At 70.9% G+C, this 21,702-nt stretch carries 19 protein-coding genes and 1 tRNA gene; 12 read left to right on the top strand and 8 right to left on the bottom strand.

All coding sequences use genetic code 11. From position 1 onward, the window contains the following. Positions 1-50 precede the first annotated feature (50 nt). A complete protein-coding gene (locus tag ACWD6R_RS13575; RefSeq protein ID WP_451818832.1) occupies positions 51-296 on the top strand; it encodes a type II toxin-antitoxin system Phd/YefM family antitoxin in 246 nt (81 codons plus the stop codon). Continuing rightward, the gene (locus ACWD6R_RS13570; protein WP_451818831.1) at positions 293-667 is read left to right on the top strand and encodes a type II toxin-antitoxin system VapC family toxin; all 375 of its coding nucleotides are present in this window, start codon (positions 293-295) and stop codon (positions 665-667) included. The genes ACWD6R_RS13575 and ACWD6R_RS13570 overlap by 4 nt, the downstream gene beginning before the upstream one ends. A 91-nt stretch (positions 668-758) precedes the next feature. Here the strand turns inward: ACWD6R_RS13570 and ACWD6R_RS13565 are convergent, their stop codons facing one another. Together ACWD6R_RS13565 and ACWD6R_RS13560 are read right to left on the bottom strand one after the other, a co-directional pair. After that, positions 759-3,341 carry an ABC transporter permease gene (locus ACWD6R_RS13565; RefSeq protein WP_451818830.1) on the bottom strand — a complete coding sequence of 861 codons (2,583 nt, stop codon included), beginning with the start codon at positions 3,339-3,341 and terminating at the stop codon, positions 759-761. Then, positions 3,338-4,126, bottom strand: coding sequence for an ABC transporter ATP-binding protein (locus ACWD6R_RS13560; protein ID WP_451818829.1), 789 nt, complete (start codon positions 4,124-4,126; stop codon positions 3,338-3,340). The genes ACWD6R_RS13565 and ACWD6R_RS13560 overlap by 4 nt, the downstream gene beginning before the upstream one ends. A gap of 430 nt (positions 4,127-4,556) precedes the next feature. On the opposite strand from ACWD6R_RS13560, the gene ACWD6R_RS13555 reads away from it, so the two are divergent. From ACWD6R_RS13555 to ACWD6R_RS13545, 3 genes are all read left to right on the top strand, one after another. Then, positions 4,557-6,173, top strand: coding sequence for an MFS transporter (locus tag ACWD6R_RS13555; RefSeq protein WP_451818828.1), 1,617 nt, complete (start codon positions 4,557-4,559; stop codon positions 6,171-6,173). Positions 6,174-6,414: 241 nt separating this feature from the next. Beyond that, on the top strand, positions 6,415-6,834 hold the full coding sequence (locus ACWD6R_RS13550; RefSeq protein WP_451818827.1) for a DUF485 domain-containing protein: 420 nt from the start codon (positions 6,415-6,417) through the stop codon (positions 6,832-6,834). Beyond that, positions 6,831-8,444 (top strand): sodium/solute symporter, encoded by a 1,614-nt coding sequence (locus tag ACWD6R_RS13545; protein ID WP_451818826.1) that lies wholly within the window; start codon positions 6,831-6,833, stop codon positions 8,442-8,444. Before ACWD6R_RS13550 ends, ACWD6R_RS13545 begins: the two co-directional genes overlap by 4 nt. Before the next feature lie 242 nt (positions 8,445-8,686). Here the strand turns inward: ACWD6R_RS13545 and ACWD6R_RS13540 are convergent, their stop codons facing one another. Then, on the bottom strand, positions 8,687-9,226 hold the full coding sequence (locus ACWD6R_RS13540; protein WP_451818825.1) for an ATP-binding protein: 540 nt from the start codon (positions 9,224-9,226) through the stop codon (positions 8,687-8,689). 167 nt (positions 9,227-9,393) lie between these two features. Between ACWD6R_RS13540 and ACWD6R_RS13535 the strand changes: the two genes are divergently transcribed. Together ACWD6R_RS13535 and ACWD6R_RS13530 are read left to right on the top strand one after the other, a co-directional pair. After that, a complete protein-coding gene (locus ACWD6R_RS13535) occupies positions 9,394-10,308 on the top strand; it encodes a helix-turn-helix domain-containing protein (protein WP_451818824.1) in 915 nt (304 codons plus the stop codon). Further along, positions 10,265-10,411 (top strand): DUF397 domain-containing protein, encoded by a 147-nt coding sequence (locus ACWD6R_RS13530; protein ID WP_451818823.1) that lies wholly within the window; start codon positions 10,265-10,267, stop codon positions 10,409-10,411. The genes ACWD6R_RS13535 and ACWD6R_RS13530 overlap by 44 nt, the downstream gene beginning before the upstream one ends. A 95-nt stretch (positions 10,412-10,506) precedes the next feature. Here ACWD6R_RS13530 and ACWD6R_RS13525 read toward each other — a convergent pair whose 3' ends face one another. Beyond that, positions 10,507-10,650 carry a hypothetical protein gene (locus ACWD6R_RS13525; RefSeq protein ID WP_451818822.1) on the bottom strand — a complete coding sequence of 48 codons (144 nt, stop codon included), beginning with the start codon at positions 10,648-10,650 and terminating at the stop codon, positions 10,507-10,509. Between the two features lie 334 nt (positions 10,651-10,984). Here ACWD6R_RS13525 and ACWD6R_RS13520 point away from each other — a divergent pair, with 334 nt between their 5' ends. Beyond that, positions 10,985-12,070, top strand: coding sequence for a hypothetical protein (locus ACWD6R_RS13520; protein ID WP_451818821.1), 1,086 nt, complete (start codon positions 10,985-10,987; stop codon positions 12,068-12,070). Positions 12,071-12,092: 22 nt separating this feature from the next. Here ACWD6R_RS13520 and ACWD6R_RS13515 read toward each other — a convergent pair whose 3' ends face one another. From ACWD6R_RS13515 to ACWD6R_RS13505, 3 genes are all read right to left on the bottom strand, one after another. Further along, positions 12,093-12,986 carry a cellulose-binding protein gene (locus ACWD6R_RS13515; RefSeq protein ID WP_451818820.1) on the bottom strand — a complete coding sequence of 298 codons (894 nt, stop codon included), beginning with the start codon at positions 12,984-12,986 and terminating at the stop codon, positions 12,093-12,095. 216 nt (positions 12,987-13,202) lie between these two features. Then, positions 13,203-15,872, bottom strand: a complete 2,670-nt coding sequence (locus ACWD6R_RS13510; RefSeq protein ID WP_451818819.1) for an SUKH-4 family immunity protein — start codon at positions 15,870-15,872, stop codon at positions 13,203-13,205. Between the two features lie 5 nt (positions 15,873-15,877). Next, entirely contained in the window at positions 15,878-16,855 is a 978-nt protein-coding gene (locus ACWD6R_RS13505; RefSeq protein ID WP_451818818.1) for an SMI1/KNR4 family protein, read from the bottom strand. Between the two features lie 326 nt (positions 16,856-17,181). Here ACWD6R_RS13505 and ACWD6R_RS13500 point away from each other — a divergent pair, with 326 nt between their 5' ends. Together ACWD6R_RS13500 and ACWD6R_RS13495 are read left to right on the top strand one after the other, a co-directional pair. Beyond that, positions 17,182-17,706 carry a YwqJ-related putative deaminase gene (locus ACWD6R_RS13500; protein WP_451818817.1) on the top strand — a complete coding sequence of 175 codons (525 nt, stop codon included), beginning with the start codon at positions 17,182-17,184 and terminating at the stop codon, positions 17,704-17,706. Positions 17,707-17,716: 10 nt separating this feature from the next. Beyond that, positions 17,717-18,253 (top strand): SUKH-3 domain-containing protein, encoded by a 537-nt coding sequence (locus ACWD6R_RS13495; RefSeq protein ID WP_451818816.1) that lies wholly within the window; start codon positions 17,717-17,719, stop codon positions 18,251-18,253. A gap of 231 nt (positions 18,254-18,484) precedes the next feature. Here the strand turns inward: ACWD6R_RS13495 and ACWD6R_RS13490 are convergent, their stop codons facing one another. Then, entirely contained in the window at positions 18,485-19,801 is a 1,317-nt protein-coding gene (locus tag ACWD6R_RS13490) for a sensor histidine kinase (protein WP_451818815.1), read from the bottom strand. A gap of 162 nt (positions 19,802-19,963) precedes the next feature. Between ACWD6R_RS13490 and ACWD6R_RS13485 the strand changes: the two genes are divergently transcribed. Beyond that, positions 19,964-20,034, top strand: a tRNA-Gln gene (locus ACWD6R_RS13485). Positions 20,035-20,197: 163 nt separating this feature from the next. Further along, positions 20,198-21,631, top strand: a complete 1,434-nt coding sequence (gene glmU / locus ACWD6R_RS13480; RefSeq protein WP_451818814.1) for a bifunctional UDP-N-acetylglucosamine diphosphorylase/glucosamine-1-phosphate N-acetyltransferase GlmU — start codon at positions 20,198-20,200, stop codon at positions 21,629-21,631. The last annotated feature ends 71 nt before the right edge of the window (positions 21,632-21,702 follow it).

The raw sequence follows: 21,702 nt of genomic DNA, 5'->3' as shown, positions 1-21,702 counted from the left end.
AGCTAGCCTTAGTCCACACCTAGTCCGATCTACTTCCCTGCGAGGCAGTCGTGGAAGCAGCACGGCAGTACAACGTGCATGAGGCCAAGACCCACTTTTCCCGCATACTGCAACAGGTCGAGACCGGGGAAGAGGTTGTGATCAGCAGGGCGGGCGAGCCCATCGCCAAGGTCGTGCCGCTGCACCCCAAGGTCAACCGGACCGACTACGGGGCGCTCCGGGGGCAGATCCACATCGCCGAGGACTTCGACGAACTCCCCGACGACATCGCCGATGCATTCGGGATGCGCGGGTGAAACTGCTTCTGGACACGCACGTCGTCCTGTGGTGGCTGGATGCCTCCCCCGAGCTGTCCAACGACCTCAAGGACCTGTTGCGCACCGAACCTGAGGTGTACATCAGCGCCGCAACCCCGTGGGAAATCGCGATCAAGCAGGGTCTCGGGAAGCTGGAGGGCTCTGGAGACCTTGCGGAACGGGCGCGGGACATGCAGTTCACCACGCTGCCCATCACCGCCGCACACGGCGTTCGCGCCGGACGCCTCCCCCGGATTCATCGAGATCCCTTCGACCGGGTTCTCGTCGCACAGGCCCAGCTCGAAGCGATGACACTCGTCACGCGCGACATGTGGATCCCGAAGTACGACGTCCCTGTCATGCGCGCCTGACCGTGCCGCCGAGGGCACAAATCCGGCCCCGGGGTGTTTGGAGGAACACCCCGGAGCCGGATCAGTCATCCTACGTGGATCTCCGCGACCACTATTCGGTCGCGATCGCGTTCAGCACGTTCATCCGGCCCGCCCGGAACGCCGGGACCAGGGCGGCGAACAGGCCGACGAAGGCCGAGCCGACGAAGACCGTGAGGATCGTCGGCCACGGGATCTCCAGAACGCCGAGGCCCTCCAGGGCCAGCAGCTTCTGGGCCGCCGTGCCCCAGCCCATGCCCAGGCCGAGGCCGAGCAGGGCGCCGAAGAGAGCGATGACCACCGACTCCAGGCGGATCATGCGGCGCAGCTGGCGGCGGGAGAGGCCGATGGCGCGCATCAGGCCGATCTCACGGGTCCGCTCGACCACCGACAGGGCCAGAGTGTTCACCACACCGAGCACCGCGACGATGATCGCGAGCGCCAGCAGACCGTAGACGATGTTCAGCAGCTGGCCGATCTGGTCCTTCAGGTCCTGCTTGAAGTCGGCCTGGTTCTGCACGGTGTACTGCGGGTAGGCGGCGAGGGCGTCCTTGAGGGCGGCGTACGCCTCCTTCTCCTTGCCGTCCTGCGCCTTGGCGAACATGATCATGTTCTTCGGCATCTTGTCGGTGGGGACGTACTTCTCCGCGGTCGTGATGTTGGTGTACATCGCGCCCTTGTCGACGTTCGTGTCGTCCGAGGTGATCGCGGCGACCTTCAGCTTCGCCGTCTCGCCGTCCTTGAACGCGACGGTGATCCGATCGCCGACCTTGATCTTGTGCCGGGTGGCGTACGCGTCGCCGACCGACATGGCGTCCTTGCCGTAGGCGTCGGCCAGGTTGCCGGAGACCGTCTCGCGGCGCAGGTCTTCCTTGTACGTCGGGTCGGCGGCGACGACGCCTTCGTCCTCGACCGCGCCGTCGGGGGCGGTGAGCTTGGCACTGACGGCTTTGTAGTCGGTGATGTGCTCGATGCCCGGGACGGCCTCCAGGGCCTTCGCGGCCTGCGGCACGATCGGCTGTGGGTTGCCGCTCGGCTGGATGATGAAGTCCGCGCCGACCGACTTGTCGAGCTCCTCGGTCGCCGAGGCGACCATCGACGAACCGACGACCGAGAGGCAGGCGACCAGCGCGAGGCCGATCATCAGGGCCGCTCCGGTCGCTCCGGTACGCCGCGGGTTGCGCAGCGCGTTGCGCTCGGCCATCCGTCCGACCGGGCCGAACATCCGCAGCACCACCGTGCTGAGCACTCGGACCACGAAGCCGGCCAGCAGCGGGCCGATCACGATGAAGCCGATCAGGGTGAGGACCACGCCCACACCCAGGAAGAGCGATCCGTCGCTCGCCTTGTCGGCCTGCGCCGAGACATACAGGGCGGCGCCACCGGCGAGCGTGAGGACCAGGCCGATCAGGGCCCGTACCCGGCCGGCGCGGCCGTCCGCCGGGGTTCCGGCGTCGCGCAGGGCGGCCATCGGGGAGATCTTCCCGGCCCGGCGTGCCGGGATGTACGCGGCGAAGACGGTGACGACGACGCCGAGCGTCAGGCCGAGCACCGGGGTCGTCCACGCGACGGTCAGATCTTCGGTGGACAGGTTCATGCCCATGGAGTTCATGAGCTTCATCAGTCCGACCGCAACACCGATTCCCGCGCCAACACCGAGGAGGGAACCGACAAAGCCGAGGAACAGCGCCTCGATCAGGACCGACCGGTTGACCTGCTTGCGGCTGGAGCCGATGGCCCGCATCAGGCCGATCTCGCGGGTGCGCTGGGCCACCAGCATCGAGAAGGTGTTGACGATGAGGAAGATGCCGACGAGGAAGGCGATCCCGGCGAAGCCGAGCATCGCGTACTTCATCACGTCGAGGAAGGAGCCCATGGAGTCCTTGTTGGCGTCCGCGGCCTCCTGCTGGGTCTGGAGCTTGTACGCGGCGCTGTCACCGAGGGCGGTGGCGACGTTCTTCTTCAACTGCGCATCACTGACACCGGGCTTGGCGGTGACGGAGATCTGGGTGAAGACATCGGGCTTGCCGAGGAGCTTGACCTGCGCGGTGGCGGTGTCGAGGTAGACGACGGCCGCGCCCGGATTAGTGACCTTGAAGGAGGCGATACCGCTGATCCTCGCCCTGATGTCGCCGGTGACGGCGATGGTGCGCAGCTCGTCACCGATCTTCAGGTGGTGCTTGTCCGCGGTGTCGGCGTCGACCATGACCTCGGTCGGACCGCGCGGTGCGTGGCCGGAGGCGATCTCCATGGAACGCAGTTCGTTCTGCGTCCAGTTGCCCGCGATCGTCGGGGCGCCGGACGAGGAGCCCATGTTCTTGTTGTGGCTGTCGACGACGGTGACGGACATGCTGGTGACCGTGCCCTCGGCGGTCTTCACCCCGTCCGCCCTCCCGGCCTGCTCGACGGCGGCGGCGGGCAGCGAAACGGGCTTGCCGTTCTCCGGCATTTCGTCGACGTCCTGCGCGGCCCTGGGGCTCACGGTGACATCGGCCGACGTCGCGGCGAAGAGCTTGTCGAACGTGGTGTTCATGGTGTCGGTGAAGACGAGCGTGCCGCACACGAACGCCACCGACAGCAGGACCGCGACGGCGGAGAGCGCCATGCGTCCCTTGTGCGCGAAGAAGTTGCGCCTCGATGTCTTCCAGACGGTCATGACGTCCGCCCGCGCGCGTCGAAGTCCTTCATGCGGTCGAGGACCTGGTCGGCCGTCGGGTTGTGCATCTCGTCGACGATGCGTCCGTCCGCGAGATACAGCACCCGGTCCGCGTAGGAGGCGGCGACCGGGTCGTGGGTGACCATGACGATGGTCTGTCCCAGCTCGTCGACGGACTTGCGCAGGAAGCTCAGCACCTCGGCGCCGGCCCGCGAGTCCAGGTTCCCGGTGGGCTCGTCACCGAAGATGATCTCCGGCCGGGCGGCGAGCGCCCTGGCCACCGCGACGCGCTGCTGCTGGCCGCCGGAGAGCTCGGTGGGCCGGTGCTTCAGCCGCTCGGCGAGACCGACCGTCTCCACGACCTGGCGCAGCCAGCCGGCGTCGGGCTTGTGGCCCGCGATGTCCATCGGCAGCGTGATGTTCTCCAGCGCGTTGAGCGTCGGGAGCAGGTTGAACGCCTGGAAGATGAAGCCGATCCGGTCCCGGCGGAGCTGAGTGAGCTTCTTGTCCTTGAGCTGGGTGATCTCGGTTTCGTCGAGGTAGATCTCGCCCGAGCTCACGGTGTCCAGTCCGGCCAGGCAGTGCATCAGGGTCGACTTGCCGGAACCGGACGGGCCCATGATCGCGGTGAACTGCCCGCGGGCGATGTCCACATCGACATGGTCGAGCGCGACGACCCGGGTCTCCCCGGCGCCGTACGCCTTGACGACCTGCCGCGCCCGCGCAGCGACGGCCGTACGCCCTCCAGTGCCCCCGTGCCTGGGAATGGTTACAGCCGTTGTCACGGTGATTCTCCTAAGTCGGTGAAGACGTCGTCGGCGAAGACGTCCTGGGTCAGGACGTCGATTCGAGAGGGGCGCCGCCCGCTGAACGGACGGCGCTGTGTTCGTACTTGAGTCTCGCGTCCGGACGTGGTCCGGCGCACTGGTGCCCAGCGCAGTCTTGAGGTGGGGTTTTCCCCACCCCGCCCCCTGCGGTCACCCGCATTCGCGCTGTAGGAACACGTTAAGGAACGGGCCCCCGGCCTCACGTCCTCCGCCGGGAGGAACCGCCCCTGGACAGAAGTAAGGAGCTACCCCTAGGGGTCTCAGCCCCCAGGTGGAGCCGGATCTCAGGGGTTCCACCCCCAGGTGGCGGCCGACCGGTCCCGGGGCCCTGCCCGGCAGCGGGTGAGACAGTGTCACCGGAAGATACGTGCATGGGGAAGGGATCTTTATGAGCGGCTCGGACGGCGACACCGAAGCGAAATCGGGGTCCGGCGTGGACCCCGTCCCCTCCCCGTCCGAGCCCCGAGGCCGCGGCCCCGTCGTGGCCGCGCTGATGCTCTGCATGACGCTGGCGGCCATGGACGGCACCATCGTCTCCACCGCCGTCCCGCAGATCGTCGGCGATCTCGGCGGCTTCGCCGTCTTCTCCTGGCTCTTCTCCGGCTATCTGCTGGCCGTCACCGTCACTCTGCCGGTCTACGGGAAGCTCTCCGACACGTTCGGCCGCAAGCCGGTCCTGATCGCCGGCATCATCTTCTTCCTGGTCGGCTCGGTCCTCTGCGCCGCCGCCTGGAACATGGCCGCGCTCATCGCCTTCCGGGTCGTCCAGGGACTCGGCGGCGGGGCGCTGCAGGGCACGGTGCAGACGATCGCCGCCGACCTCTATCCGCTCAAGGAACGCCCCCGGATCCAGGCCAAGTTGTCCACTGTCTGGGCCACGTCCGCCGTCGCCGGACCGGTGATCGGCGGGCTGCTCGCCGGGTACGCCGACTGGCGGTGGATCTTCCTGATCAATCTGCCGGTCGGGGCGCTCGCGCTCTGGCTGGTCGTGCGCCACTTCCACGAGCCGTCCCGCGCCCGCGGAGCCGATGCGCCCCGGCCCCGGATCGACTGGGCGGGCGCCCTCGCCGTCTTCGCGACCGGCGCCCTGCTGCTGACCGCGCTCGTCCAGGGCGGGGTCGCCTGGCCCTGGCTCTCCGCGCCGTCGCTCGGCCTGCTGGCCGCGAGCGCGGTCCTCGCCGTACTGACCGTCGTCATCGAACGGCGCGCCGCCGACCCGATCATCCCGGGCTGGGTGTGGCGTCGGCGGACCATCGCCTCGGTCAATCTGGCCCTGGGCGCGATGGGGCTGCTGATGGTCGCCCCGACGGTCTTCCTGCCGACGTACGCCCAGTCGGTGCTCGGCCTCGGCCCGATCGCCGCCGGTTTCGTGCTCTCCGTGATGACGCTGAGCTGGCCGGTGTCGGCGGCCCTCTCCAACCGCGTCTACAACCGCATCGGCTTCCGCCGCACCGCGATCATCGGCATGGGCTGCGCCCTGTTGATCCTGCTCTCGTTCCCGCTGCTGCCGTACCCCGGCGAACCCTGGCAGCCGGCCCTGATCATGCTGCTGCTGGGCGCGGCGCTGGGGCTGTTCCAACTGCCGCTGATCGTCGGGGTCCAGTCGACGGTCGGCTGGTCCGAGCGCGGTACGACGACGGCTTCCGTACTGTTCTGCCGCCAGGTCGGCCAGAGTCTGGGCGCCGCGCTCTTCGGCGCCGTCGCCAACGGGGTCCTCGCCTCCCGGCTCGCCGACGCGCCCGTCCCCGGGCTGCCGGGCGACCTGGACGCGATCTCGCACGCACTGGACGACTCGGGCGCGCTCTCCGCCGCCGCGACGGACTATCTGCGGCGGGCCGTCGACGCCGCTGTCGACCAGGTGTACGTCGGGGCCGCGGTGGCCGCGACGGTGGCGCTGCTGGTGCTGGTCTTCATGGCACCGCGCCGCTTCCCGATCCTCACCGAGGACGCCGGAGCCGGCTCCGCAACCAGCCCTGGAAGCAACACCGAAGCACCACAGAATTAGACCGACCGGCAATGGGGGGTGGGTGAAGGAGCGGGGCTGGGGCACGCACCTCGCGGCGTTGTCGTCAATCACCCCCAATTGCCGGTCGGTCTTAGCCAACTTCTTTTTCACAGAGGGAAGTTCAGGCCAACCCCTCCCCCATTGCCCTACCCGCGAGTAGTGTTCCCGCTCCCAGCAGCGCTCACGCGCTCTCCCTTGCAGTCCGCCCCGGGACCCGAGCCATGCAAGGAGCAGCACTCAGATGTCGTACGAGCCCCCGCACGTCGAACCGTCGCGCCGCCCCCCGTACGACCCCGACCTCCTTCTCCCCTGGCAGAGTTCGCCGCCCGCGCCCCCGCCCCGCCGTCCGACGCCGGTACGCACGCCCATGCCCGCTCCCGGACGACACAGCGATCTGCGCCGGCTGCGCACCGCGTACCGGGTGCTGCGGCGGGTCGCGACCCTGACCGCGCTCGGCTACTTCACGTTCTTCCTGGTGCTGTCCGGCTTCGCCCCCGGGCTGATGTCCCGTCCGGTCGGCGGCGGACTCAACGTCGGCCTGGCGCTCGGTCTGTGCCAGCTCCCGGTGACCCTGCTCGCGATTGCCCTGTACGAGCGGACCGCACGGCGCACGGTCGACCCGCTCGCCGCCGCACTCCGAAGAACAGGAGCGGCCCGATGAACGGGATCGACGAGTCGGCGCAGGCGATGTCCCTCGTGGCGTTCCTCGCGGTCGCCTCCGTCACTCTGCTGCTCTGCGTGATGACCGGCCCCGACCACGACGACCTCACCGAGTTCTACACCGGCTACCACTCGCTCTCCCCCGTCCGCAACGGCCTCGCCATCGCGGGGGACTACCTCTCCGCGGCGACCGTCTTCGGCGCCAGCGGACTCGTCGCCCTCACCGGCTACGACGGGCTCGTGGTCGGTCTGAGCACCTCGCTCTCACTCGTCCTTCTGATGTTCCTGCTCGCCGAACCGCTGCGCAACGCCGGCCGGTTCACCATGGGCGATGTGTTCGCCCGCCGTGCCCCCGGCCGCGCGGTCCGGATCACCACCTGCGGCGTCACCCTCACCGCCCTGCTGCCACTGATGGTCGTTCAGCTCGCCAGCAGCGGCGATCTGATGGCCTTCATCCTGGGATTCGACAGTTCCGGCTTCCGTACCGGTTCGATCATCGCGCTCGGGATCATGATGATCAGTTACGCGGCGATCGGCGGGATGAAGGGGACCGCCCTGATCCAGATCGTCAAGACGGTCTTTCTCGTCGTCGCCTGTCTCACCATCTCCGCACTGGTCATGAACCACTTCGACTGGTCCGCCGCCGCGCTGCTCGCGGCCGCCCAGCGGGGCAGCGGTGCCGGGGCCGCCTATCTGCAGTCGGGGCTCCAGTTCGGCGGCAGCGGCCTCGACATGGTCAGCTCCGAACTGACCCTGGTGCTCGGTGTCGCCGCACTGCCGCACGTCACCATGCGGATGACGGGCGCCCGCAGCGCGCAGGCCGTCCGCCGCTCGATGTCCTGGGCGGTCTCCGTGGTCGTCGGGATCTCTCTGCTGCTCACCGTGATCGGTTTCGGTGCGGCCGCGTTGGTCGGCCACGACCTCATCGTCGCCGCCGGGGCACAGGGCAACGGTTCGGTGCTCCAGGTCAGCGGTGTGGTCGCGGGCAGCGGGAAGATCGGTGCACTGGTGCTCACGGCGATGACGACGGCGGTCTTCCTGACCCTGCTCGCCTCGGTCGCCGGAATGATCCTGGCCTGTGCGAACTCTCTGGCCCACGACCTGTTCGTCCACGGGATGCGCGACGGGAGCAGGCAGCCGGTCGCGGACCGGACCGAGATGGGCACCGCGCAGGCCGCGGCGGTCGGCGTCGGGCTGCTCGCCACCGTCCTCGCCGTGGCGGCCCGGCACTGGAACCTCCAGGCGCTGGTGACGCTCTCCTTCTGCATCGGGGCGTCGGCGCTCGCCCCGGCGCTCGTCTACAGCATGTTCTGGCGGCGCTTCACCCGTACCGGACTGCTCTGCACCCTCATCGGCGGCACCGTCGCGGTCCTCGTGCTGATCACCGGCACAAATCTGGTGTCGGGATCGCCCGGGTCGGTCTTCCCCGGACACGACTTCAACTGGTTCCCGTTCACCACGACCGGCCTCGTCTCGATCCCGGCCGGATTCCTGGCGGGCTGGCTGGGCACGGTGCTGCCCCGGCAGACCTCCGCCGAGGCACGCCGGCGGTACGAGGTGGAGGAGCCGCGGATCCTCGCGGGCGCGCCGCCGGCGACGGGGCGCCGCTGAGGGGTTGCGTCCGTCCCAACGGGCGCTCGTCCCGGTGAACGCGGCCTCGATGCCTTCGGCGAAGCTCGACTTGCCCGAGTCGTTACGCCCTATCTACCATCGCCACGCCGGGCTGGGGGGGCGAGGTCGAGCCTTGGCCCTGCGTCCGATGCCGCGGAATCCGGTTACGGCGACCGAGTCCAGGTAGAGATGCCACGGTCTACGGATCCATGAATCGACTGGTAACCCTGGTTATCAGTACGTCAGGTCTCTACGGCGCCAGTTGTTGAAGCGTGATACTCCACCCATACCGTCTTCCCGACGGGAGTGCGAGGAACCGAGCCCCACCGGCTGGCAAGAATGTCGACGAGGAACAGTCCACGCCCCGACTCCTCCTCGTCCGCAGGTGCAACGGGATCGGCGGGCGGCCGGTCCGGGCAGGCGTCCGAGACCTCAATACGGAACAGCCTCGCCCGCACTTCGTAGACCAAGCTCAGGAGGAAGTCACGGCCGGGCACCCGGCCATGGCGTACAGCGTTCGTGGCGAGCTCTGCGACCATCAGAGCGACGGTGCAGGAAGCGTCCGACATCGGCGGGAATCCCCACTGATCCAGGTGCCTCACGGCGGTCCGCCGGGCAAGGCGGGCGCCCCGGGGAGACGACGTGAACTGCATCGAGATGAGTTGCCGTTCGGCAGCCGGGGCCACGGCCGACGCCTGTCCGTGCGGCTGTGGAGTGTCATCCAATTCCCGCTTCGGGTCCTCGTCCGGCGGGGTCACTGTCTTGAGCATGGTGCGATCCATTCCGGTCGTTCGATCCATCGCACGTCCCCGTGCGTGTGGGGGTCGTGACGTTCCGTACTCAAGATTCGTCCGATGGGCCTACGCTCGAAAGGTGACGAAGCCTTACCTTCCAGGCTGTAAGGAACGGAAGTGACGCCTTGGCCAAAGCAATCGATCCCCAGTCCTCGATGGCCGCGCTGTTCGGTTCACGGGTGCGCAAACTCCGTACGGCTGCGGGACTGACCCAGGCCGAACTGGGCGAGAAGACGCACGTCGTCAGCTCCCGAATCACCCAGATCGAGCGCTCGTCCGGGGCCAGACCGACGCTGGAACTGGCACGGGCCCTCGACACCGCACTCGTAGCGGACAACCTGCTGATCGACCTGTGGCCGTACGTGTACCGGGAGGCATTCCCGGACTGGTCGCGGGCGTTCATAGCGCACTCGGCGCGGGCGGTGTCGATCCGTGAGTACGCATCCCACGTGGTGCCAGGGCTGTTACAGACCGAGGCTTATGCCCGAGCTCTTTTGAGCGTGGGGCGGACGCTCAAGGGCGAGGAGCACCTGGAGGAACGGCTCTCGGCTCGGCTGGGACGTCAGGAACGTCTCGGTGCGGCCGACTGCCCTGAGCTGTGGGTCGTTCTTGACGAGGCAGTATTGCGACGCCCTGTGGGTGGCCCGGCTGTCATGCGTGCCCAGCTGATCCGGCTGCTGGAAGCCGCGACCAAACCCCACATCACTGTTCAGGTATTGCCATTCGACCAGGGGGAGCACGACGCGATGGGTGGTTCCCTGACCGTCCTGGTCTTGCCGGACGGCACAGAAATGGCCTACACGGAGGGTGCCCACTACGGCCAGTTGATCGAGGATCCGGAGGAGGTCAGCCGCTTCGCGGTGACCTACGATCGGCTGCGGGCAGTAGCCCTGCCCCCGCTCATGTCACTCGACATGATCCGATCCGTGATGGAGGGCAACCCCCGTGGAGCGAGTGTCCCGTCTCGATCTGACCGGCGCCGACTGGCGCAAGAGCAGCTACAGCAATCAGGAGGGGGGCAACTGCGTGGAGGTGGCAGACGGATTCCCCGGCGTCGTCCCCGTCCGTGACAGCAAGAACGTGACCGGCCCTGCCCTGGCGTTCCCAGTGGCCTCCTGGGCCGCGTTCATAAGCGAGTTGAAGACGAACCACCGCTTCCGCCCCGGCCGGTAGCCGGCACTGGTTCGGGCTCCTGTGCCGAGCCGTGGTGCACCTTGCTGCCTGCCTCCTGCTCGGCCACGTAGGCGGGCTGCCGCTCGGCAGCCCGCCTACTGATCACGGCTGCTTCGCTCCAGGAGCCCACAGCCCAGATCCTCGGCGAGACGGGCCAGCGGAGCAGCAGTGGCGCCGACCGCGCGCAGCTCACGCAGGACGAACCAGTCCTCGGCAGACAACTTGCGCGTTGTCGACACCCTGCCCACCGTCCAAGCCACGCGTGCGCAGACGGCCCGTACCGGCACGGCACCGTGTCCGGACCGGCCGGGGCCCGGTCTGGAGCGGTGCTCCGGTGTCACCGGGGGCTCGTCTCCGAGGGGCCGGTGGGGCGCGGACCTCCCCAAAGAACTTGGGGAAAGAACCACTTACCCTCCCTCCCCTCCCCACTCGTCACCCGCACGAGTGACTTGGTTGCATATGCGGGGTGGGGCCGGTTACGTTCGCCGCGACAACCTCACACATGAAGACGGCCCCCGGCCGGGACGGCAATCCCGATCGAGGGCCTGACCAACCAGGAAGTAGCCCTTCCCGATGGCTGATTCGCAGTCTAACGCGCGCCCGCGCGCCGAAGCCGGAGCTCCGATCTCCGGCGTGATTCATGTACGCACGCGCCTCACCGCCCACTTCACCGTGATCGCCAACGCCCTTGCGCAGCGCCCCGGAAGTGCGGTCACGGTCGGCGTCGCCGCCTACATCCTCTCGTTGCCGGACGGCGCCCGCGTGAGCGTCGCCGCGCTGTGTGCGCACTTCACCGAGGGCGAGATCCTGATCTCACGGGCGCTCCGGGAGCTGGAGGACGCCGGCTATCTGGAACGCCGCCGGGTGCGCGGGGCCAACGGCCTGATCCACACCCGGACGTACTTCTACGACGTGCCCGGCCGGGGAGACCGGCCCACCCCGCCGCCACGTCCCCGGAAGCCTTCGACGGCGGAGGACATGCCCGCGCCGGGCGTGGAGGGCGCGCCCGCCCCGGACGTCGGAACCGGATCCGCGTCCACGGGCGACGCCCAAGCCGCCCCGGCACCTGCCCCTGGGGATGGGTCTGCCCCCGAGTCCGGTGCAAGCGCCGCCGCTGCTGCCGCATCCGGCGCTCCTGAGAGTGTCGAGGCCGCATGCGGAACTGCCGCCCCGGACAGTGCCGTTGCCCCTCCCCCGCTCTCTCTCGACGATGCCGATCCCCGAGCCGTCGTCATCCTCGCCTCACTGCGCATCGTCAACCCGAGGCTGATCCTGTCCCGGCGCGAAGTGGCCGAGCTCGCCCCTGCCGTCGCCGAGCGGCTCGCACGGGGCGTCGGCGCCGAGGAGATCACCCGGGCGCTCACCCTTGATCTCCCCGACCCGCTCCGGGCCCGCCCGTCCCGCATCCTGGCCTACCGTCTCGGGGAACAGCCCGTCGCCGTACCCGCCGCGTCCCATCCGGCCACACCGCTGGACCGGCCGGAAGCACTGCCCTGGCAGACCTGTGAGGGCGGCTGCGAACGCGCCTTCCGCGCCGCCCGACCCGGAAGTTTCCGCGACTGCGACGGCTCACCCGACAGTGAGGAGAACACGAGAGCCGAGTCCATTCACACCATGCGCGCGGCACTGCGCAGTGCGAAGGACAGGCAGGCAGCCTGAACCGCCGCCGGAGGTATACAGATCAGTTCTCCGCGGGCGCCACACGCCCGGTGAGCGCCGCGAGCGAGTTGCGTACGTGCGCCATGTGCGCCTGCACCTCCTCGCGGACCTCCTCGTGCTCCCGCAGGATCCGCTCGGTCTCCCGGACCACCCGCTCCTCGCGCACCCTGGCCGCCGCGATCAGCTCGGTGGCCTGCGCCTCGGCGTCCTCCTGGCCGTGCCGCGCCGCCTCCTCGGCCTCCGCCAGGGCCCGGCGCTCCTCGGCCAGCCGGGCCTCCGCCCGGTCGGTCAGCTCGTCGTGCCGCGCGGCCTGGGCTGCTTCGCCATCCGCCAGTTCACGTTCGGCGGTCTTCCACCGGTCGGTGTGCTCGTGCTCCTGGTTGTCCAGCACGCTCGCGGTACGGCTGCGGGTCTCCGCCATCGCGGCTTCCGCCTGGTCGCGCGCCTCTTCGGCTTCCTTGCGGGCAGCGGCGAGCGTGGAGTCGGCGCTCCGCTGCGCGGCGGCCACCGTCTCGTCGGCGTGGGCCCCGGCGGCCGACCGGAGGGCGTCGGAGTCCGCGCGGGCGGAGTCGCGGAACGTGCGTGCCGCCGCGTCCGCCGCGTCCCGCAGCGCCTGCCCCTCCTCCTGCGCGGTGCTGCGTACGGTCTGAGCCTCCGCGTCGGCGAGCGCCAGGATCTCCTGGGCCCGCTCGCCGAGCGAGGCGTACGTCTGCGGGGCGAGGGTGGCGACGACCTCGGTCAGCCGTGCCGACTCGGCCTCCAGCTCCTTCGCCAGCACGGCCAGCCGGGACAACCTCTCCCACGCCTCGCCCCGCTCCGCCGACAGATCGGCCACTCTCCCGTCCACCTGCTCCGGGCGGTAGCCACGTCCTCGCACCACGACGAAGCCGTACGCGGACACCGGTGCAGCACTCATCCTTGAAGCCTCTCTCCGACTCTCCGACCACCAAGCAATACGTCAAGGATGCGGCAATTGGCAGAGAAGTCCGAATCCATTCGGTGGTTTCCCGGGGGGAAGCGACAGGTGTCACATACAAGCGACAGGTGTCACATACAACAGAGCGCCCGGATCCCCTGGCGGGGTCCGGGCGCCTCGTGCTCGGCAGGTCGGGTCGGGTCGGGTCGGGTCGGATCAGATCAGGCCGTCCCACATCTGCTCCAGCAGCACCGACCACCAGCTCTCCGGCGACGCGAGCGCCGCCGGGTCCAGTGCCACCAGCTGCGCCTGGAAGTCGACCGTCCAACGGCCCGCCTGCTCCGGGTTGAGGCCGAAGCGGAGCCGCCACATCCGGCCGAGGAGCGCCATCGAGCGCGTGAACTCCGGCAGGCCGGTGTTCACGAACTGCGGCGGCACCGGCTGCCCGCCGGGACCCGCCTCCACCGGCACGGCCACGATGTTCGCCGTGCCGTACTGGACACAGATCGCCCGCCCGAAGTCGGACCCCACGACGAGGTACGACCCCGCGTCGGCGGCCGGCTGCACCTGCCGCTGCGCGGCCAGCTCGGCCAGCGTCGGCACCACCGGCTGACCCGGCTGCGCCCAGAAGAACGGCCCGAAGTCGGCGGGCAGACCCGCCCACACCAGCGTCTGCGCCACGATCTCGGGCACGCCCTGGCGAGACACCGCGCGCTGGTCGAAACGGAGCACGCCCTGCGGCCCGAAGGCCTGCAGCAGCTCCTCCGCGATGGCCTCCGGCGGGATCGGCATCGCGGGCGGCATCTGCGGCAGCGGGGCCCGCACCGGCGCCGGGCGCGCCGGACCGTCCGCGACCTGGTGCAGTTCACCCTGATGGGTGAGCAGATGCTGCATGCCCTGCTGGCGGCTGGCGTGATCGGTGCCGTACGGGGCGACGCTGGTGATCCGCACCTGCGGCCAGGTCTCCCGGATCATCCGCGCACAGTAGCCACCGGGCAGCTCGCACGACTCCAGCTCGGTGTGGAGCTCGATGACCTGCTGTGGCGGCACGTTCATGGCCCGCAGCTCGTGCAGCATCTGCCACTCGGGGTGCGGGGTCCCGGGCGCCGAGCGGCGGATCAACTGCTGCTCGCTGCCGTCGGGCGCGCGGAAGCGAAGCACGGCCTGGTAGCCGGGGCCGACGGTCGGCTGACCCGTCGGCGCCTGCGGATAGCCGTACGCCGGGGGCGGCGGGGTGTGCGGATTCGGCGGCACGGGACCGGGGGCGCCCCCCGGCGGCATGCCGGGGGCCCCGGGCGGGCCGACCTGGGCAGGTCCCGCGAGCATCGTGGCGGCATGGTGCGCGCCACCACCGGGCGGGGGCGGAGTCGACCCAGGAGGTCCGGGCGGGGCGGGAGGCTGCGGGGCGCCGGGGGCGCCGGGCGGGCCAGGGGGCCTGGGCGCGCTCGGGCCGCCCATGCCCGGGTCGGCGAACATCGTCGCTGCCTGATGCACTCCGCCACCGGGCGGGGGCGGAGTGGATCCGGGATGCCCGGGATGCCCGGGCGGACCGGGAGGCTGCGGGACACCGGGGGCGCCGGGCGGGCCAGGGGGCCTGGGCGCGCTCGGGGCACCCATGCCCGGGTCGGCGAGCATGGTCGCGGCGTGGTCGAAGCCGCCACCGGGCGGCGGCGTCGGCCCAGGAGGTCCGGGAGGTGCGGGAGGTCTGGGCTGTCCGGGCTGTCCGGGAGGTCCGGGAGGTCCGGGCCGTCCGGGAGGTCCGGGCCGTCCGGGAGGTCCGGGCTGTCCGGGAGGTCCGGGCTGTCCGGGAGGTGCCGGGGGCTGAGGTGCACCGGGCGGGCCGACCTGCGAGACGAGCTGCGTCGGCAGATACCCGCCCGCCGGGGCGCCGGGCGCGCCCGGACCCGAGGGCGGCGGCACGGGCGCACCCGGCCTGGCGCCCGGCGTGCCGGGGGCGCCGGGCGGCGGCGGAGTGGTCGACCCGCCACCGCGCGCACCGCGCGGCGGCCGCGTGGCCTTGCTGGTGGCGGCGTCGGCTATGTCACCGCTCCCGGGGGCTCCGGGGGCACCCGGCACGGGGGCTCCGGGACCGGGCGCACCCGGCCCCTGTGGGTTCAGGCCGGGGACGATCGCCGTCCGGGGCAGCCGGCTGCCGCCCGACATCAGCGCGGTCGGCGCTTCCGCGGAGACCACCGGCGGCGGGGTGCCGTCGTCATCGGCGCCCGAGAGCGGCGGCGCGAACACGGTGGCCGGCAGCGCGACCGCCCCGTCGTCGGAGTCCGCGTTGGTGTCGGTCCCGGCCCACGGGGTGGCCCCGGTGGGCACGCTCGGCGAAGAGGCCGGAACGCCGTCGGGGGCGGTGGGCTCGTGCTCGTCCTGCGCACCGGCGCCCTGCCAGGGCGGCCCACCGGACGGCGTCCCGGAAGGGGCCGCCTGCGCGGGAACAGAAGGAGCGGAAGGTACGGAAGAAGAGGAAGGCGCGGGGGGAGGGTTCCCGTCGCGCTCCGCCCGCCGGTCCGGGATCCCGAGCTTGTCCGCCGCTTCCTGGAGCCACTCCGGCGGGCTCAGCAGGAATGACGTCTGATTCAGGTCGACGCGCGCCGGCGGCGGGGCCGGGGCCGCGGCGACCGTGCCGTACTCCTCCTCGTACCGCCGGATCACCTCGCCCACCGGCAGTCCGGGCCAGAGCGTCGCCTCACCGCTGTCGCGGGCGATCACCAGCCGCTGCCGGCCGCCGTCCGAGACAGGGCCCTCGGCGCGGTCCTCGGCCCACACCACGAAGCCCAGCTCGAACTCGCGGACCCGCACCTCGCGGTGCTGGTACGCGGGCACGTCTCCGTTGACCCACTCGTCCGCGCGCTCCTGCGCCTGCGCAAAGGTCACCATTGCGCTCACCCCTCCACCGGGACGGCCCGCGCGAAGCCGCCGTCCACCATCAGGTTCGCCACGGTCTCCAGCTCCGGCGGGTTGCCCGCCAGCCGCTGCAGGAAGGCGTCGAAGTCCGCACCACAGGGCAGCAGCAGGCGGTCCACGCGCTCCTGCACGCTCCAGCCGTCCTGGTCCCGGGCATCGTCGTACGCGCAGAACCAGACCGAGCCGACGCCGTTGCCCCGGACCTTCACCGCGACGATGCCGCCCTGGACGAAGCCGACGCCCAGGTAGTCCTTGGTGAGGTGGTCACGCAGGCACTTGTTGACGTACACCAGGTCGTTCACCGCGGCCTCTTCACGCACCGTGAAGAACGGCTGATCGACCAGGAGACCGAGCTCCGCGTCGAGCGCCGCACCGACCGGGGCCGAGCCGCCGGCCGCCTTCAGGAACGAGCGGTACGCGCCCGGCAGCCGGTAGCCGAGGTCCTCCTCGACGCCCTGGATCTGCTGCTCGCTGACCGCGACCGCGCCCTTCGGGAGCCGGAAGTGCGCGGGCCGGGTCTCCTGCAGCGGACGCGTGCCCCGCTTGTTCTGGTCGACCGGGGTGGTCGCGAGACCACCGTGGTGCCGGAGCAGTGCCTTGACCTCGACCGGGACGAGCTCCATCCGCCGGCCGCCCGGCACGTGGTGCCAGGTCCAGCCGTGCGGGGTGGCGACCGCCGGAATCGTGTCCCACAGTTCGTGGCCACTCGCCGCCAGCGCCGCGTTGGCCGAGACGTAGTCGGTGAGCCGCAGCTCATCGACGCCGAAACCCTGCGGAGGCTCGGCGATCTCGGCGGCGGCGCGCGCGTACGGCGCGAATACCGGGCAGCCGTTCTCGTCCACGCGCACACCTCTGGGGTGGCGGGACGCCCGGACCGGATCCGGGAAGTACACGACCTGCCCGGCGTAGGCCGCGTTCGGTGGCGCGGCTTGCTGCCCGAGCCGACCTGTCGTCATGGCGGTTGCCCCCTGCTGCGTCTGTCTGGTGAGGACCGACCTGCCCATGGGGACGGTCCGGGCACAGCCTATGCGGTGGCGCACCAGGGGGTCTCGCCCGTCCGCTTCCCTTCCGGTTCACTTCCGCCATCCCCTCCCCTTCGGTCACGAACCGTCACAACTGAGTGACGGACGAGCGTCGGTCAGGCCACTGTCCGCGACACGCAGACACGTTTCACCGACCCAGCTTCCCCGCCGAGTGGCACATTTGGCAGGCTGTCACCGCAACTCGGGGGCGTGCACATCGTGCAGCTGCCGCTGCGGGGCACGGGAGGGACATTCGCACCATGCACACAGCACAATCAGCCACATCCGGGGATCCGCGCCTCAACTGGAGCAGCACCGGGACGAGCAGCACACCTCGTCTCCACCAACGCCGCGACGGCATCCTGCCGGCCGTGGCCGCGGCGCTGTCCGTCCGCGGTGAGACGCTGACCTGCACGGCGGGCAAGGGCGACCAGCCGCCCGTACTGCACCCGTTGGTCCAGGACTTCCTCGACACGCTCACCAGCGGGCAGCGCGAACGCTTCACCGGCCGCTGCCCCGAGGCGATCCTGCTCTCCCGGCAGCTCACCGCCGCCGAGGCCGGCCGGTCCAAGCGGGCCCAGCGCAAGCCGCTGACCAGCGGGGAGGCGCGGCGCGCACTGAAGCACTCGCGGCTGACCGCGCGTCGGATCCGCGAGGACGGCGACCCGATGCACGGCAGTTACGCGCCACCGTGCCGCTCCTGTACGGCGATGCTCGCCCATTTCGGCGTCCGTCCCGTCGACCTCACCACCACCATCGCGGTGACCACCGCCGAGAAGGGCTGATCGCGCGCCGATGCACGACCGAACCGACCTTCCCCAGCAGAGCGACCGCGCGACCCATGCGGACCGCGCCTCCGCCACTCGCTTTCCCGTCGCCGTCGACGCCGCCCTGCGGACCGCGGGCTGGCAGCCGGGACGCTGGGACATCCGGCAGGCGGAGGAGTGGGCGGACGCGCTGCGCGCCCACACATCGCCGGCCGGACATCAGCACGCAGTGTTCCCGGCGGCGGTGGAGGCGTGGGCGGAGTTCGGCGGCCTGCACATCGCGGCGCCCGCGCCGGGACGGCAGATCGCACCGGCGCCGGTGCGGATCGATCCGCTGAGCGGACTGCACCTGGCCCGCACCCTCGGTGACCTCGGGCGGGCGCTGCAGACCGAGGTCAGCCCGCTGGGCGAGGAGGGGGACGGGCAGGCGGTCCTCGCGATCGACGCCGAGGGGCGGGTGTACAGCATCGACCACACCGGGGACTGGTTCCTGGGCGCGGACATCGACCAGGCCCTGGCGACGCTGGTCGGCGGGTTCCAGCCGGAGCGTCTGACTTCGGGCTGAGCGGGTCCGTGGCGGGGGCGGTGAGGCGGGCCGGGGGCGTCCGGGGACCGCTCTGTCCTCAATCGCCGGACGGGCTTCACCTGCCGGCCCCCTCAGAGCCTGTCGGGTGACGAAGAGAACGCGCCGACCGCAATCGCCGGACAGGGTCGAAAAGCGGGTCTGCACAGCCCGCAGCCCTCGCGGGGTGAACGCCGCGTCCTCATCACCGGACGGGGCGAGACCGCAGGCGGGTTACGCGGCCCCGCGGGCCGGGAGTACCGCCGACACCCGGAAGCCCCCCGCGTCCGTCGGGCCCGAGACGAATACGCCGCCCAGGCCCAGCACCCGCTCCCGCATCCCCACCAGGCCGTTGCCGCCGCTCGGCAGCCCCGCGTCCGTCGCGGCGCCGTCCGACGGGCCGTTCTCCACCTGCATCGCGACTTCCGAGCCCCGGTGCGCCAGCCGCACCCACGTCTTCGCGCCCGCCGCGTGCTTGTGGACGTTCGTCAGGGCCTCCTGCACCACCCGGTACGCCGTCTGTTCCACCTCGGGGGCGTACGCGCACGCCTCGCCGTCCACCGACAGCTCCACCGTCATCCCGGCCGCCCGTGACTGCCCGACCAGCGTCTCCACCTCGTGCAGCCGTGGCCCGTCCTCCGTGGCGGCGGCGGCCGCAGCGGCTGCCGCCTCGCCCACCGCGGCCAGCGGAACCTTCGCGCCCCGGGTCACCGCCGGATCCCCCGTCCGCAGCACGCCGAGCATCTCCCGCAGTTCGGTCAGGGCCTGCCGGCCCATGTCGCCGACCAGCGCCGCGTTCCGTACCGCCTTCGCCGGGTCCTTCGGAGCGACGGCCTGCAGGGCGGCCGCATGCACCACCATCAGGCTGACCCGGTGCGCGACCACGTCGTGCATCTCGCGCGCGATCCGGGTCCGCTCCTCCGTGCGCGCCCACTCCGCCCGTTCCTCGGCCCGGTCGGCGAGCAGCGACAGTTCCCGTTCCAGTGAGTCCGCCCGCTCCCGCAGGCTCTCCATCAGCCGGCGCCGCGCCCCTATGTAGAGGCCGAACAGCACGGGCGGAGCCGTGAGGCCCAGCGACATGAAGAGGGACGTCAGCGGTACGTACCCATCGCCCGGCCCGAAGTCCCCGGACTGCACGGCGACGCTCTGCCGCAGCCGTACGTACGTGACGATGAACGACCCGACCAGCGACATTCCCATCAGCACCGCGGTGATCCGGCGCGGCACGTCGGACGCGGCCAGCGTGTAGAGGCCGACCAGGCCCATCAGGAAGCCCATCTCGGCGGGCGTCGTCGCGATCGCGACCAGCACGACGGCGACCGGCCAGCGCCGCCGCACCACCAGAACGGCCCCGGCGAGCAGGCCGAACACCACCCCGACGGGCACCGGCAGCCCGGTGTCCCCCGCGAACGCCACACCTTCCAGTGCGCATTCCAGCGCCGACAGGAGCGCCAGCCCCACGTCCAGGGCGACACTGCGCCGCCGTTCCCACCACCAATAGCTGCGAGTAGTTGTTCCCGCGCCTTCCCGGTATGCCCCCGTTGCGGTCATGCGTCCAGCCTACGGGCGGGCGCACCTCATTTTCGGGCTACGCGGATCACAGCGCGCCTCGCCGGGGCGCGCGGACCCGTCGCGTCGAAGGCCGGTGGTACGGCATAGTGTTGTCTGCCCGGTCGACGGCCTGACGGTCTGTCCAGTCGATCGGCTTTGCTGTCCCCTGTGGTGTAACGGCAGCACGGTGGCTTTTGGTGCCATTTGTCCGGGTTCGAATCCTGGCAGGGGAGCATGCACGGGCGGGCCCCGACCATGACGGTCGGGGCCCGCGCCCGTTTCGGCCAGTAGCTCCCCCGGTATCCTGCGGATGTCCACCATCCGAAGCCGAAGGGCACGTCCGTGTGCGCCGGACCTCCTCAGGTCCGCGGCGCCGCTCGATCAGGGGAGGCCTCAATGGCAGCCGTCATCGTCCTCGCAGCGGGTGAGGGCACCCGCATGAAGTCGAAGACCCCGAAGGTTCTGCACGAGATCTCCGGGCGCTCACTCGTCGGGCATGTCGTCACCGCCGCACGCGAGCTGGACCCCGAGCACCTCGTCGTGGTCGTCGGCCATGCGAGCGAGCAGGTCACCGCACACCTCGCCACCGTCGACAGCCAGGTGCGGACCGCCTACCAGGCCGTCCAGGGCGGAACCGGCCACGCCGTGCGCACCGCGCTCGAAGAACTCGGCGGCACCGTCGAGGGCACGGTGATCGTCGTCTGCGGCGACACCCCGCTGCTCTCCGGCGCGACGCTCACCGCGCTCGCCGCCGTCCACACCGCCGACGCGAACGCAGTCACCGTGCTGACCGCCGAGGTCCCGGACACCACCGGCTACGGCAGGATCGTCCGCGACGCCGCAAGCGGCGCGGTCACCGAGATCGTCGAGCACAAGGACGCCACCGACGCGCAGCGCGCCATCCGCGAGATCAATTCCGGGGTCTTCGCGTTCGACGGACGGCTGCTCACGGACGCCCTCGGCAAGGTCCGCGCCGACAACAGCCAGGGCGAGGAGTACCTCACCGACGTGCTGTCCATCCTGCGTGAGGCCGGGCACCGCGTCGGCGCCTCCGTCGCTGCCGACCACCGCGAGATCCTCGGGATCAACAACCGCGTCCAGCTCGCCCAGGCCCGCACCCTGCTGAACGAGCGGCTGCTGGAGCGGGCGATGCTCGCCGGCGTGACCGTCGTGGACCCGGCGACGACGCTGATCGACGCCACGGTGACGTACGAGCAGGACGCGATCGTGCACCCCGGCACCCAGTTGCTCGGGACCACGCACCTCGCCGAGGACGCCGAGGTCGGCCCGAACAGCCGGCTGACGGACACCACCGTCCACGCGGGCGCCCGCGTGGACAACACGGTCGCGGTCGGGGCGGAGATCGGCCCGGGCGCGACGGTCGGCCCGTACGCGTATCTGCGCCCCGGCACCACGCTCGGCCCGAAGGCCAAGGCCGGTACGTACGTGGAGATGAAGAACGCCACGATCGGCGAGGGCACGAAGGTGCCGCACCTGAGCTATGTCGGCGACGCGACCATCGGCGACCACACCAACATCGGCGCCGCCAGCGTCTTCGTGAACTACGACGGGGTGTCGAAGCACCACACGACGATCGGGTCACACTGCCGCACCGGGGCGGACAATATGTTTGTGGCGCCTGTCACGGTCGGGGATGGCGGGTACACCGCCGCCGGCTCGGTCATCACCAAGGACGTACCGCCCGGTTCACTGGCCGTCGCCCGCGGCCAGCAAAGGAATATCGCGGGTTGGGTGGCCCGTAAGCGTCCGGGCAGCGCCGCCGCGCAGGCGGCTCAGGCCGCCGCGGAGGAGACCGACAGCGAAAGCTGACCGGAAACGGGTACGCCGCGCACGGCGTACCGTGATAGATGCTCACCCCATTTCGGCTGGCTCGTTGCACA

The sequence above is a fragment of the Streptomyces sp. NPDC005151 genome (assembly GCF_053599875.1).
Note: the sequence above shows the minus strand (reverse complement) of the source record. Positions and strands in the feature narration are given on the sequence as shown.

Excerpts from the sequence above, each read along its gene's own strand:
- ACWD6R_RS13565 (WP_451818830.1), bottom strand. The coding sequence starts at position 3,341 with ATGACCGTCTGGAAGACATCGAGGCGCAACTTCTTCGCGCACAAGGGA.
- ACWD6R_RS13555 (WP_451818828.1), top strand. The coding sequence starts at position 4,557 with ATGAGCGGCTCGGACGGCGACACCGAAGCGAAATCGGGGTCCGGCGTG.
- ACWD6R_RS13550 (WP_451818827.1), top strand. The coding sequence starts at position 6,415 with ATGTCGTACGAGCCCCCGCACGTCGAACCGTCGCGCCGCCCCCCGTAC.
- ACWD6R_RS13545 (WP_451818826.1), top strand. The coding sequence starts at position 6,831 with ATGAACGGGATCGACGAGTCGGCGCAGGCGATGTCCCTCGTGGCGTTC.
- ACWD6R_RS13540 (WP_451818825.1), bottom strand. The coding sequence starts at position 9,226 with ATGGATCGCACCATGCTCAAGACAGTGACCCCGCCGGACGAGGACCCG.
- ACWD6R_RS13535 (WP_451818824.1), top strand. The coding sequence starts at position 9,394 with ATGGCCGCGCTGTTCGGTTCACGGGTGCGCAAACTCCGTACGGCTGCG.
- ACWD6R_RS13520 (WP_451818821.1), top strand. The coding sequence starts at position 10,985 with ATGGCTGATTCGCAGTCTAACGCGCGCCCGCGCGCCGAAGCCGGAGCT.
- ACWD6R_RS13515 (WP_451818820.1), bottom strand. The coding sequence starts at position 12,986 with ATGAGTGCTGCACCGGTGTCCGCGTACGGCTTCGTCGTGGTGCGAGGA.
- ACWD6R_RS13510 (WP_451818819.1), bottom strand. The coding sequence starts at position 15,872 with ATGGTGACCTTTGCGCAGGCGCAGGAGCGCGCGGACGAGTGGGTCAAC.
- ACWD6R_RS13505 (WP_451818818.1), bottom strand. The coding sequence starts at position 16,855 with ATGACGACAGGTCGGCTCGGGCAGCAAGCCGCGCCACCGAACGCGGCC.
- ACWD6R_RS13500 (WP_451818817.1), top strand. The coding sequence starts at position 17,182 with ATGCACACAGCACAATCAGCCACATCCGGGGATCCGCGCCTCAACTGG.
- ACWD6R_RS13495 (WP_451818816.1), top strand. The coding sequence starts at position 17,717 with ATGCACGACCGAACCGACCTTCCCCAGCAGAGCGACCGCGCGACCCAT.
- ACWD6R_RS13490 (WP_451818815.1), bottom strand. The coding sequence starts at position 19,801 with ATGACCGCAACGGGGGCATACCGGGAAGGCGCGGGAACAACTACTCGC.
- glmU (WP_451818814.1), top strand. The coding sequence starts at position 20,198 with ATGGCAGCCGTCATCGTCCTCGCAGCGGGTGAGGGCACCCGCATGAAG.